This is a genomic window from Muricomes intestini, from assembly GCF_004346165.1.
Classification (GTDB): domain Bacteria; phylum Bacillota; class Clostridia; order Lachnospirales; family Lachnospiraceae; genus Muricomes; species Muricomes intestini.
The window spans coordinates 40,483-53,450 of sequence record NZ_SLZZ01000023.1 but is presented as its reverse complement, the minus strand read 5'-3'; the positions used below and the strand labels follow the sequence as shown (position 1 = coordinate 53,450).

Here is a 12,968-nt window from a genome sequence, read left to right as displayed (position 1 = left end):
TAGTGTCTGATTAATCAGAGTGAAAGCATATAGGTTGAAGCAGTAAAATTCTCGATATGGGTATATTTGTCCATATTTCGAGTGGCAGGAAGTTTGAATTGATTAAATATTATGGGGTGGATACAGAGTTTTCATTAGAAGGGAAAACTGCAATTATTACAGGTGGCGCTGCGGGTATAGGGCGCGCCACGGCGGAATTCTTTTCAAAAAAAGGAGTCAACCTCTGCTTAGCGGATTTAAATCCCAATGTGAATGAGGTGGCTAAGAAATTACAGGATAATGCAATTGGTTTGCCGGGAAATGCTGCAGATGGAGAATACCGGAAGAAAGTACTGGAAGAAACACTAAACGTCTTCGGACGGGTGGACATATTAGTGAACTGCGCCGGAATCGTTGCACTGGAAAGAGCCGAAAGTCTGACTGAGGCGGATTGGGACAGAACTATGGATGTGAATCTAAAAGCATCCTTTATGATGGCACAGATGATGGGCCAATATTTCATTGCTCATGAAGTGGGTGGATGCATTGTCAATATGGCATCTCAGGCGGGAGTTATAGCCCTTGATAAACATGTGGCTTATTGCGCGTCAAAGGGGGCGGTCATTGCTATGACAAAAGTCCTGGCCTATGAATGGGGGAAATATGGGATACGCGTAAATGCAGTTTCTCCCACAGTTGTCTTGACAGAGCTTGGACATAAAGCCTGGGATGGTCCTGTAGGAGACGCATTTAAGAAAGAAATTCCCTCAGAGCGGTTTGCAGAACCCGACGAAATTGCAGCCGCGATCGCATTTCTATGCAGCGGAGGAGCAGCCATGATTACAGGGCATAATCTAATAATAGACGGGGGATATACGATTAAATAAAAAAGGGGTCAGACCCTTTTGCGGCCCGTTTTTAGAATTGTAAAACAATTCTGAAAACGGAGTTCAAAAGGGTCAGACCCCTTTTTTCTTTTTGTCGAAATAATCCTCTTTTCTCCTGTCATCTTCTGACAAATTTTCAAAACATATCCCTTTATAATTAATCTTGCTTGCTTGAGTGTCTTAGTACCAACGAGAAAGAGGGTGAAATGTGTACTATGAATTATACATAGACGTGTTGTTTCTTATAAATTTTATGATGGACTCCCTTCTGCTTTTGACGGTGAACCAGATGCTGAAATGTTCTACCACACATGGACGTATCTATTTGGGAGGAGCGCTCGGGGCAGGACTGACATGTGGAGTGATAGCAATTCCTATGCCGGCCATTATAAAATTTGTCACATTTCACGCGGTAATCAATACAATAATGATAAAAGCAGGATTAAGAATCAAAGGGAAAAAACAATTTTTCAAAGCATTCGGTTTACTGTATATCGCATCTTTTCTATTTGGGGGGATTCTGCAGGCACTTCGTCCGTATGTTCGGATTGGAAGTCTGTTTTTTGCAGCCGCTGTGGGCTCTTATTATCTGATAAAGGGAATCTGGAAGTTTCTCATCGGGCAGAAAGAGTTACAGAAAAAAATATGCGAGATTACATTGTATACCAGTGCAGGTGAGCAAAAAGTGAAGGCGTTGATTGACACCGGAAACGGCTTGAAGGATAGTGTGTCAAAGGAGCCGGTAAGTGTAGTAGATAAGGCTCTGGCAAAATCCATACTGACAGAGGAGGATATAAAAAACGGATTCCGTTACATACCCTACCGGACAGTGGGAAGGGAAAGTATTATGCCCGTATTCCGTATAAGGAAAATGTGTGTCCACCTTGAGGAAGACCGGTGGGTAGAGAATCCGGTCCTGGGGGTTTGCGAGGAGTGTGTTTCAGAGCAAGAAGAGTATCAGATGATTTTAAATCCAGACATATTAGGAGGCATATAAAAATGGTTGTAAAAATAGCAGTACCCCAGCAGTTTAAACTAAAAGTAATACCTGACTTCAGAAGTATTTTCTTCCCGAACCGTAAAGAGATACATTATATCGGAGGGTCGGAGGTGCTGCCGGCCCCACTGGAGACGGAGAGGGAAACAGAGGTGATACAGAATCTGGGTTCCGAATATGATGAGGAGGCAAAGAAGCTTCTGATAGAGCATAATCTGCGGCTGGTGGTATACATAGCAAAAAAATTCGATAACACGGGAGTGGGTGTGGAAGATCTGATTTCCATCGGTACCATTGGACTAATCAAAGCTATCAACACTTTTAATCCCACGAAAAATATAAAGCTTGCTACCTATGCGTCCCGCTGTATTGAAAATGAGATACTGATGTATCTGCGCCGGAACAGTAAAACTAAAATGGAGGTGTCCATAGATGAGCCATTGAATGTGGACTGGGACGGAAATGAGCTTCTTCTGTCCGACATACTCGGCACAGAGGAGGACACCATATATAAGGATCTGGAAAATGAAGCGGAGAGGAAGATGCTGGTAAGGGCTATCAACAAATTATCCAGCAGAGAAAAGCTGATCGTAAAAATGCGCTTTGGACTGGATAATCCCGAGGGAGAGGAAAAGACACAGAAAGAAGTTGCAGATTTGCTGGGGATATCACAGTCCTATATATCCAGGCTGGAAAAGAAAATTATGCAGAGACTGAAACGGGAAATGGTGAGGTATGAATAGTTACATTTACAAAATTCCTGTATAAATTCTATAGGAAAGATGTTAAGATAAAACAAAAAGGGTTGGTGATGCTGATGAAACTGACATTTATAGGAGCAGCCCATGAAGTAACTGGAAGCTGTCACATGCTGCAGGCAGCAGGAAAGACGATTCTGGTGGATTATGGTATGGAGCAGGGGCCGGACCTGTTTGAGAATCCGGGTCTTCCCCTTCCTGAAAATGAAGTGGATTATGTGCTTTTAACCCACGCGCATATTGACCACTCAGGTTTGCTGCCGCTGTTGGTGAAAAAAGGGTTCAAGGGACAGATTATTACTACATATGCTACTGCAGATTTGTGTAATATTATGCTTCGTGACAGTGCACATATTCAGGAATTTGAAGCAGAATGGCGCAACAGGAAGGGAAAGAGAGCCGGACAACAGGCTTTTGAACCACTTTACGTAGTGCAGGATGCCCTGGATGCCATTGAGAAGCTTGTCCCCTGCCAGTATAACGAGCGCATCCGGATATGTGACGGGATTGAAGTACGTTTTACCGATGTGGGGCATCTGCTCGGTTCCGCAAGCATTGAAGTGTGGATTACGGAAGGAGCTGTGGAGAAGAAAATTGTATTTTCCGGGGATGTGGGGAATCTGAATCAGCCCATTATTAAGAATCCGCACTATACAGAGTCAGCTGATTATGTGGTGGTGGAATCCACTTACGGAAATCGGGTTCATTCCACCGAGCCTGTGGATTATGTGCAGGAGCTTGTAAAAGTATTACGAGAAACTTTTGATAGGAAAGGAAATGTGGTTATTCCTTCCTTTGCAGTGGGACGTACCCAGGAGGTGCTGTACTTTATCCGTGAGATTAAGGAGAAAAATCTGCTGAAAGAGTATCCAAATTTCGAAGTATATCTGGACAGTCCCCTGGCAATTGAGGCAACAAAGGTCTTCACAAAAAATATGAAGGAATGTTTTGACGAGGAAGCCCTTGCTCTGATAAATGCGGGAATCAATCCTCTTGTATTCCCGGGACTGCATGCTTCTGTTACCAGTGATGACTCCAAGATGATCAACCAGATTGAAAAACCAAAGGTAATCGTGTCTGCCTCCGGCATGTGCGATGCCGGACGTATCCGTCATCATTTAAAGCATAATCTGTGGAGAGCAGAAAGCACCATTTTGTTTGTAGGCTATCAGGCCGAGGGAACTTTGGGCAGAAGAATCCTGGATGGAGAAAAGCACGTCAAGATTTTCGGTGAGCCTATCGAAGTTCATGCCAGAATCGAGAATCTGCACGGCGTCAGCGGCCATGCAGATATGAACGGACTGCTGGCATGGCTGGAAGGATTTAAGACTCCCCTTGAACAAGTATTTGTGGTTCATGGTGACGATACAGTAGCGGAGGAATTTGCTGCAACAGTTCAGGAAAGGCTGGGATACCCGGCGTGGGCACCGTTCCCGGATGGAGAGGTTGACCTGGCGGCAAATGAAATTTTAAGTGAGGGTGTACGCATACCGGTGAAGACAAAGAAAGCCGCTGCTCAAAAAGCAGATGCAGCCTTTGACAGACTGATTGCGGCGGGAAGACGCCTCATGGAAGTCGTTTATAAATGTGGACAGATCAGCAACAAGGATAAGGCAAAGTTTGAGAAACAGATACATAATCTGGCAGATAAATGGGATATCTATAAGTAACAAAATAGTTATTATTTTGTTTGTCAAGGGCTAAAACTTTTTAAATTTTATATCGAGTGAGAATAACAGGAGCTCAGAATGAGAATCATTTTACTAGAATAAAATTTTTCGTCTAGGAGGGATTCTTATTATGGCTCTGAATAAAGTTGAATTGTGTGGTGTGAATACAGCAAAGCTTCCGCTCTTGAAAGAAGAAGAGAAGGAGGCTTTGTTTGCGCGTATTAAACAGGGAGATGAAGAGGCAAGAGAGGAATATATTAAAGGAAATTTAAGGCTGGTATTAAGCGTAATCAAGCGTTTTTCCAACAGCAATGAAAATGCAGACGATTTATTCCAGATCGGATGTGTGGGACTGATGAAGGCGGTGGACAATTTTGACCCCGACAGACTTGTGAAATTTTCAACTTATGCAGTACCTATGATTATTGGAGAGGTCCGCAGATATCTGCGGGACAATAATTCCATCCGGGTCAGCCGTTCCCTGCGTGACACTGCGTATAAAGCTATTTATGCAAAAGAAGGCTATATGAAGAAATATTTAAAAGAGCCTACAGTACAGGAAATTTCAGAGGAAATCGGAATCTCTAAGGAGGATATTGTGTTTGCCCTGGATGCCATTCAGATGCCCATGAGCCTCCATGAACCGGTTTACAATGAAGGCGGGGACACACTCTATGTTATGGATCAGGTCAGTGACAGGAAGAACAAAGAAGAAAACTGGGTGGAGGAATTATCCCTGGAGGCTGCCATGGAACGTTTAAATGAAAGGGAAAGATATATTATTAAACTGCGCTTTTTTGAAGGTAAGACACAGATGGAGGTGGCAGAAGAAATCGGGATATCCCAGGCTCAGGTGAGCAGGCTGGAAAAAAATGCACTAAAAATAATGCGGCAATATCTCCTGGGTTAGCTGGCCGGCAAAAAAACTTTATAAGTGGTTGAAATTTCTATAACTTCATACTATGATGTAGGGGTCAAAAGGTATTTTGCCCCCTGATACCTACGGATTGCTCCGCACTTTGTGCTCCCGCAATCCTAAAAACATTCGAAATCCGCCCTACTCGGGCTTCTTTCTCATGTTTTGCGGATCCCAAAGTCATGCTTTTTCATGCAAGCATGAAACGCATGACCTTTTGATCCTGGTATCATACTATGATAATTACAGTTCAGGAAGGATGGAGACGAACCATGTATAAAGTTTGTATTTTTGATTTAGATGGAACCCTGGCAGATACGTTGGATTCCCTGACCTTTTCCGTAAATGCGACGCTGAAAGAGATGGGGCTTTTGCCTATTACAAGGGAGGAGTGCCGCCTGTTTGTAGGAAACGGCGCCAGGGTCCTGTTGGAGAGGGCGCTGCGTGCAGGCGGGGATGAGGATTTACGGCGGATTGATGAAGCAATGGAGAGATACGGCCGTATATTTGATGACAACTGCACATATCATGTAGTAGCCTATGACGGAATCTCTGAGATGCTTCGGGAAATGAAAGAGCTGGGGCTTAGTCTTGCCGTATTGTCCAACAAGCCTGACAGACAGGCCATCCATGTGGTGGAAGAGATTTTTGGAAAAGATACCTTCCAATGGATTCAGGGACAAAAGCCGGGAGTGCCCAAAAAACCCGATCCAACAGCAGTGTTGGAGATTGCCGGGAAGCTGGGTGCACAGCCCCGGGAAGTTATATACATCGGAGATTCAGAGGTGGATATTGCGACCGGAGAGGCTGCGAAGATGAAAACCATAGGTGTATCCTGGGGGTTCAGGGGCAGAGAAGCCCTTGAGACAGAAGGAGCCGGGGTGATCGTGGATACGACCCGGGAAATCATAAAATGGATTGACGAAAATCAGGAGGTGGAAAGTCATGAATGAATTCGATGAGGAGTGCTTGCTTACATTCTTAGAAAAACAAGGTCAGCTGTTTGATGAGCCGGTTGCCGGGACACTGGAGGAAGCAGAAGCTTTTTTGGAGGACTGTATGGCAGTGGTAGTGGATTCCCTCCGGGAAGTAAGAGAGTACTTTGAGGAAAGCGGAGTTGATGTGGACAATATGTCGGACGAGGAACTGGAGGATGCTTCAGAAGTCTTCGCACTAACCGGTGACAAATATCTGATTGTGGAAGGTTAATCCTAGTACTTAGGAGCCAGTCACTGTATGTAAGGACAGGTTCCAGACATACAAAAGCCGCAGCATCATTTCACTGCGGCTTTTGCTATTGCCTCTTTTATTGTGTCCAGAATTACTTGGGAAGTATATGGCGTATCCTTGGAGAGAGATATATCCTCCAGAGATTGTTTGTCACAGACCTGGTCGGCAATGTCCTCCATGGCAGGCTGGATAAGCGGAAACATGGTCGTTACTGCTTCATCCAGATTGGAGAATCGTATGGAGTTGATATGAGATTCATCTACGGAAACTTCCACTTCCAGATTTGTGTTATTTAAGGTCAGCGTGGAAGTGTAAACTCCCGGAGTATATTGCTTCTTGACGTCTGCGCCCTTATCCTTTCCCGGGCGGAACATAACAACCAGTAAAATTACCAGCAGTATGCCCAGTGCCACAAAGACAGCGGTATAGATAATTTCTTTCATGTGCAGAACGATTATTTTGGTTTTGGAACCCATTTAAGAGACCTCCCATGCAGTCAGTTTACTTGCCCAATTCGCTTTTTATAAGTTTATGACAGGAGAGGGAAATTTATTCATACAGTTCAGCCATGCAAATTTCAGGGATAAATGCAGCGCAGCACATGTCCTTGGTTAGCAGCCGTAGTGTGGTTGTTTAACAAGGACGGTACCCTTGGGGTGGAATCGAGCTAACGGCTGAACCGTATGAATAAATTTTCAAGATCCGCTTATGGACAAACCTGGACACATCCTGTAGAATAGGTAAGAATGAAGAGGTGAAGTGTATGTATATCATAGCAGGTCTGGGGAATCCAGACAGACAATACGAAGGTACGAGACATAATGTGGGATTTGAAGTGATAGATACCATTGCGGACAAATATAATATAGATATGGACACAAAGAAGCACCGGGCTTTTATAGGAAAAGGGATGATCGGCCGGGAAAAGGTCATTCTTGCAAAGCCTCAGACTTATATGAATTTAAGCGGAGAGAGTATTATCAGCCTTGTGCAATACTATAAGATAGACCCTGAGCAGGAGCTCATTGTGATTTATGATGATATAAGCCTTGATGTGGGGGCAGTCCGCATCCGTGCAAAAGGAAGCGCCGGCGGGCACAACGGAATCAAAAATATTATCGCACATCTGGGGGGACAGGTGTTTCCAAGAATTAAGCTGGGAGTGGGGGAAAAGCCATCCAGGTATGATCTGGCAGACTATGTGCTGGGACATTTTACAAAGGCCGAACGCGAATTAGTAGAAGAAGGCTGCAAGTCGGCAGTACATGCTGTAGAGATGATAACGGCCGGAGATATGCAGGCAGCAATGAACGAGTATAATCGGAAAAAGAAGGAAGAGTAAGAGATATGCAGGCTTTTTTAGCGCCCCTTGCCGAGTTGGCAGAATATAAAGAAATATTGGAAAAACGGCGAAAGGGTGAAGGAATTCTACAGATAACAGGGTGTGTTAATTCACAGAAGACACATCTGATGTATGCACTGGGCGATGGTTGTTATTACAAAATCATCGCTTATTCCAGTGGTGAAAAGGCAGAGAAAGCCTATGAAGAATATCGGTTTCTGGACGAAAATGTATATCTCTATGCAGCCAGAGACCTTCTATTTTACCATGCGGATATCAAAGGCAAGTATCTTGTGAAGCAGAGAATGGAAGTCGTGCAGGCCATTCTGGAGGCAGAAGAAAAAGAGGAGACAGAAACGGCCGGAATTACAGTTATCACAACGATAGATGGCTTCATGGATGGAGTGGTGCCTTTAAAGGAGGTTGCCGGACAAAGAATCCATATTGCAGGTACCGGGAACATCGATCTGACGAAACTGGAGAAGAAACTGGCATCTATGGGATATGAGCGGGAAGCACAGATTGAGGGACCGGGGCAGTTTGCCGTCAGAGGCGGGATACTTGATATCTTTCCGCTGACCGAGGAGATGCCCGTGCGTATCGAGCTGTGGGGAGATGAGGTGGATTCTATCCGCACCTTTGACATTGAAAGCCAGCGCTCAGTGGAAAGGCTGGATGAGGTGGATATTTATCCGGCGTCGGAAACAATAGGAGAGAATGTAGAGAATGTTTCGTTTCTGGATTATTTTCCGAGGGACAAAAGTCTTCTTTTTCTGGATGAACCTCTTCGTCTTATTGAGCGGGCTGATGAGGTGGCAGATGAGTTTTTAAGCAGCAGAAGGAATAGAGAAGAAGCGGGAGTGGAAGATGCAGAAGAAGAGCTGCAGGTGTTTACCACAAAAGAGATTATTGAGAAAATGAACCGGTACTGCGGCATCGGATTGACAATACTTGAATCAAAATGTGGAAGCTTTCATGTCAGGGATACCTACAGTCTCCAGACGAAGGGTGTAAATCCCTACAACAACAGTTTCGAGATGCTGACCAGGGACTTAAAGAGACTGAAACGAAGCGGATACAGAGTCATTTTGCTTTCAGGCTCCAGGACGCGTGCCAAACGTCTGGCTGAGGATTTGAGGGATTATGATTTAAGCAGCTTTTACAGCGAGGACATGCACCGCGAGGTACAGCCCGGTGAAATTATGGCGGCCTACGGACATGTGTCCGAAGGGTATGAATATCAGCTGTTGAAGTTCATGGTGATATCGGAGTCGGACATTTTTGGGAAACAGAAGCGCAAAAAGAAGAGAAAAGTTTACGAGGGACAGAAAATCCAGGATTTTTCTGAACTGAAGGTGGGCGATTATGTAGTCCATGAGAATCATGGATTGGGGATTTACCGGGGAATTGAAAAGATCGAGGTGGATAAAGTCACAAAAGACTACATGAAGATTTCCTATGCAGACAGCGGAACTCTTTATATTTTGGCCACTCAGCTCGATCTGATACAGAAATATGCCGGTGCAGACGCAAAAAAACCGAGGCTGAACAAACTGGGAACAAGCCAGTGGACAAAGACAAAAAACCAGGTCCGCAGCGCAGTAAAGGATGTGGCAAAGGATCTGGTTGCACTTTATGCTGCCCGGCAGCAGTCTGAAGGGTTTGTATATGAGAAGGATACTGTGTGGCAGAAGGAATTTGAGGAAATGTTCCCCTTCGAGGAGACGGATGACCAGCTGCAGGCAATCGCGGACACAAAAAGGGACATGGAGAGTAAAAAGGTCATGGACCGTCTGATTTGCGGGGATGTGGGCTATGGGAAGACTGAGATTGCCATACGTGCCGCATTTAAGGCGGTGCAGGAGGGAAAGCAGGTCGTATACCTGGTGCCCACTACCATTTTGGCCCAGCAGCACTATAACACCTTTGTACAGAGAATGAAAGATTTTCCCGTCAGGGCAGACCTTCTCTGCAGGTTCCGCACCTCGGCCCAGCAGAAGAAAACAGTGAATGATCTGACAAAGGGACTGGTAGACATTGTCATAGGAACTCACAGAGTACTGTCAAAGGATGTACGGTTTAAAGATTTAGGGCTTCTGATCATAGATGAGGAGCAGCGTTTTGGTGTGTCACATAAGGAAAAAATTAAGAAGCTCAGAGAAAATGTGGATGTCCTGACACTGACGGCAACGCCTATTCCCAGGACTCTGCATATGAGCCTGATCGGAATCCGGGATATGAGTGTCCTGGAGGAGGCCCCCATGGACAGACTTCCGATTCAGACCTACGTGATGGAATATAATGATGAGATGGTGCGGGAGGCAATAGAGAGGGAACTGTCGAGAAACGGACAGGTCTATTACGTTTACAACCGTGTCAGTGACATAGCAGATGTGGCAGGGAGAATTCAGAAGTTGGTGCCCGAGGCAGTTGTATCCTTTGCCCACGGACAGATGAATGAGCGGCAGCTGGAAAATATTATGTACGACTTTATTAACGGAGATATTGATGTCCTTGTGTCTACCACAATTATTGAAACAGGGCTGGATATTTCTAATGTGAACACCATGATTATCCATGATGCCGACCGGCTGGGGCTTTCACAGCTCTATCAGCTCAGGGGAAGGGTTGGGCGCTCCAACCGGATGGCCTATGCATTTTTGCTGTACCGCAGAGATAAGCTCCTCAAGGAAGTGGCGGAAAAGAGGCTGGCGGCAATCCGGGAATTTACAGATTTAGGCTCCGGTATTAAAATTGCCATGCGTGATCTTGAAATCAGGGGGGCAGGAAATCTTCTCGGAGCGGAGCAGCACGGCCATATGGAAGCTGTGGGATATGACCTGTATTGTAAAATGCTCAATGAAGCTGTAAAACAGCTCAAGGGGGGGACAGAGGAGGAAGTTTACACAACAACTATGGATCTAAATGTAGATGCCTATATCCCGGAAAATTATATTCCAAATGAGTACCAGAAGCTGGATATCTATAAAAGGATTGCCGGTATAGAGAACGAAGAGGAAATGGACGATATGGTAGAAGAACTGATAGACCGGTTCGGTGACATACCCAGGAAGGTACAGCAGCTTTTGAATATTGCCGGACTCAAAGCACTGGCTCATTCAGCCTATGTAACGGCAGTAGAGCAGAAAGGAGATTCCTGTTGGTTTACCATGTACGAAAAAGCAAGGGTACAGCCGCAGAAAATTCCCGGTCTTCTGAAGGCATATAGGGGCAGTCTGCAGTTCAAGGCGGAAACGCCGCCGTATTTCCTGTATCAAAAGAAAGGATACAGCGGAAAGATGAAGGATGATGACATACTGGAACTGGTGAAAAGACTGTTAAATGACATAAAAGACTTGTTAGAGTAGTAAAAAAAGATTATAATGGTGACTACAGTTCAGCCACATGGAATCGGGTATGTTGTTGAGCCAAAGTCAAGATGTATACGCAGGAGGATGTTATGGGAAAGTTCAGTAAGAGAGCAGCTACTGCTGCAGTGGCAGGGGTTCTTGCAATAGCGTCCCTGACAGGCTGCAGCCGTTCTATGAATAATGATGCGGTGGTTGCAGAAGTGGGAGATGAGAGTATTCCTCTGGGGGTTGCTAATTTTTATGCCAGGCTGCAGCAGGCACAATACGAGACCTATTATGCAGGTATGCTGGGAACTACCGGAGATGAAATGTGGACACAGGAAGTAGAGAAAGGGACTACATACGAAGATACAACAAAGAAGAGTATATTGAAATCTTTAGAAGATATGTACCTCCTGAAACAGCACACGGCAGATTATAAAGTGGAGCTTAATGACGATGACGAGAAGGCTATCAGCAAAGCGGCAGAGGCCTTTGCAAAGGACAACACTGCAGCGGGAAAAGAAACGGTGTCCGGATACAAGAAGTATGTAACAGAATTTCTGGAACTTGCCACAATTCAGAGCAAAATGGATGCACCAATGAAAGAGGGCGTGGACGAAGAAGTGTCTGACGAAGAAGCTGCACAGAAGAGTATGCAGTATGTACTTTTCTCCTATACAAAAACCTCTGATGATGGTACATCCGAATCCAAAACAATGTCCGACGATGAGAAAGCTGCGCTCAAAGAGAAAGCACAAAATTTTGCAGATACTCTAAAGACAGATGGAGGAGACATGGACGCTGCGGCCAAAGAGGCGGATTTGGAAGTGCAGACGGCATCTTTTGATTCAGAATCCACCACACCCACGGAAGCAGTGGTAAAAGCAGCGGATGCACTTGAAAAGGAAGGCGATGTGACCGGTATTATAGAGTCTGATAATGGCATATATGTCGCAAAGCTGACCAGCCTGCTGGACAGAGAGGCTACAGATGCAAAGAAAGACTCTATCGTGGAGGAGCGGAAGCAGAAGCAGTATGATTCCCTGCTCAAGAAGTGGAGGAAAGACACGGATATCAAGGAACATAAAAGGGTATGGAAAAAGGTTGATTTTGCCGGCCAGGGTGTGTCTATTAAGCAGAATACGGAGGAAACTGGCGGAGATACCACAGATGGTTCTTCTAAGTAAATAAGTTACAAATGGGAATTGTTGAATTATTATTATTAGCTGTAGGAGTTTCTATGGATGCCTTTGCGGTGTCCGTCTGTAAGGGCCTGGCAATGCCAGGTGTTACGGTGAAAAAAGCATCTGTCGTAGGAATGTGGTTCGGGGGATTCCAGGCATTGATGCCTATGATCGGATATTTTCTGGGGGTACAGTTCAAGGAAAGCATTACAGCCATTGACCACTGGATTGCATTTATCCTGCTTGGAATCATTGGTATTAATATGGTACGGGAGTCCTTCGAAAAGGACTGCCCGGCATCCAGCGGTTCTCTGGATGTAAAAAATATGTTTATGCTGGCCGTAGCCACCAGCATCGATGCCCTGGCTGTGGGAATCACACTTGCTTTTCTTCAGGTGGAGATTCTTCCCGCTGCATCTATTATCGGAATCATTACATTTCTTTTTTCTGTTGCAGGTGTGAAAATGGGCAATATATTTGGCATGAAATATAAGTCTAGAGCAGAGCGGGCAGGAGGAATTATTCTCTGTCTGATAGGGACACAGATACTGCTGGAACATCTTGGGGTACTGGTGTTTTAACCCGCGCCCCTTTTTCTAACGGTTCAGGAGGGCAAGCTCATTCCACCTCAAGGGTACCCTCCTGAATAGTT

The 12,968-nt window shown here is 45.2% G+C and carries 12 protein-coding genes; 11 read left to right on the top strand and 1 reads right to left on the bottom strand.

Annotated features, from left to right (window positions below):
* Positions 1-98 precede the first annotated feature (98 nt).
* From EDD59_RS13790 to EDD59_RS13760, 7 genes are all read left to right on the top strand, one after another.
* The gene (locus tag EDD59_RS13790) at positions 99-866 is read left to right on the top strand and encodes a GolD/DthD family dehydrogenase (protein ID WP_132382875.1); all 768 of its coding nucleotides are present in this window, start codon (positions 99-101) and stop codon (positions 864-866) included.
* A gap of 208 nt (positions 867-1,074) precedes the next feature.
* Complete coding sequence (locus EDD59_RS13785) at positions 1,075-1,863, top strand: sigma-E processing peptidase SpoIIGA (protein ID WP_132382873.1); 789 nt, start codon at positions 1,075-1,077, stop codon at positions 1,861-1,863.
* Positions 1,864-1,865: 2 nt separating this feature from the next.
* Positions 1,866-2,606, top strand: coding sequence for an RNA polymerase sporulation sigma factor SigE (sigE, locus tag EDD59_RS13780; RefSeq protein ID WP_132382871.1), 741 nt, complete (start codon positions 1,866-1,868; stop codon positions 2,604-2,606).
* 74 nt (positions 2,607-2,680) lie between these two features.
* Complete coding sequence (locus tag EDD59_RS13775) at positions 2,681-4,291, top strand: MBL fold metallo-hydrolase RNA specificity domain-containing protein (protein ID WP_132382869.1); 1,611 nt, start codon at positions 2,681-2,683, stop codon at positions 4,289-4,291.
* Between the two features lie 130 nt (positions 4,292-4,421).
* Positions 4,422-5,201, top strand: coding sequence for an RNA polymerase sporulation sigma factor SigG (gene sigG, locus EDD59_RS13770; RefSeq protein WP_132382867.1), 780 nt, complete (start codon positions 4,422-4,424; stop codon positions 5,199-5,201).
* 278 nt (positions 5,202-5,479) lie between these two features.
* Positions 5,480-6,160 (top strand): HAD family hydrolase, encoded by a 681-nt coding sequence (locus EDD59_RS13765; RefSeq protein ID WP_132382881.1) that lies wholly within the window; start codon positions 5,480-5,482, stop codon positions 6,158-6,160.
* Positions 6,153-6,416, top strand: coding sequence for a glyoxalase (locus EDD59_RS13760; protein ID WP_132382865.1), 264 nt, complete (start codon positions 6,153-6,155; stop codon positions 6,414-6,416). Before EDD59_RS13765 ends, EDD59_RS13760 begins: the two co-directional genes overlap by 8 nt.
* A gap of 65 nt (positions 6,417-6,481) precedes the next feature.
* Here EDD59_RS13760 and EDD59_RS13755 read toward each other — a convergent pair whose 3' ends face one another.
* Positions 6,482-6,913, bottom strand: a complete 432-nt coding sequence (locus tag EDD59_RS13755; RefSeq protein WP_132382863.1) for a hypothetical protein — start codon at positions 6,911-6,913, stop codon at positions 6,482-6,484.
* Between the two features lie 287 nt (positions 6,914-7,200).
* Between EDD59_RS13755 and pth the strand changes: the two genes are divergently transcribed.
* The 4 genes from pth to EDD59_RS13735 all read left to right on the top strand — a co-directional run bounded on the left by pth (position 7,201) and on the right by EDD59_RS13735 (position 12,897).
* Positions 7,201-7,779, top strand: a complete 579-nt coding sequence (pth, locus tag EDD59_RS13750) for an aminoacyl-tRNA hydrolase (protein WP_132382861.1) — start codon at positions 7,201-7,203, stop codon at positions 7,777-7,779.
* A gap of 5 nt (positions 7,780-7,784) precedes the next feature.
* Complete coding sequence (gene mfd, locus EDD59_RS13745) at positions 7,785-11,147, top strand: transcription-repair coupling factor (protein ID WP_132382859.1); 3,363 nt, start codon at positions 7,785-7,787, stop codon at positions 11,145-11,147.
* Positions 11,148-11,239: 92 nt separating this feature from the next.
* Positions 11,240-12,319: a peptidylprolyl isomerase gene (locus EDD59_RS13740; protein WP_132382857.1), complete on the top strand. Its 1,080-nt coding sequence runs from the start codon at positions 11,240-11,242 to the stop codon at positions 12,317-12,319.
* A gap of 11 nt (positions 12,320-12,330) precedes the next feature.
* A complete protein-coding gene (locus tag EDD59_RS13735; RefSeq protein ID WP_132382855.1) occupies positions 12,331-12,897 on the top strand; it encodes a manganese efflux pump MntP in 567 nt (188 codons plus the stop codon).
* Positions 12,898-12,968 lie beyond the last annotated feature (71 nt).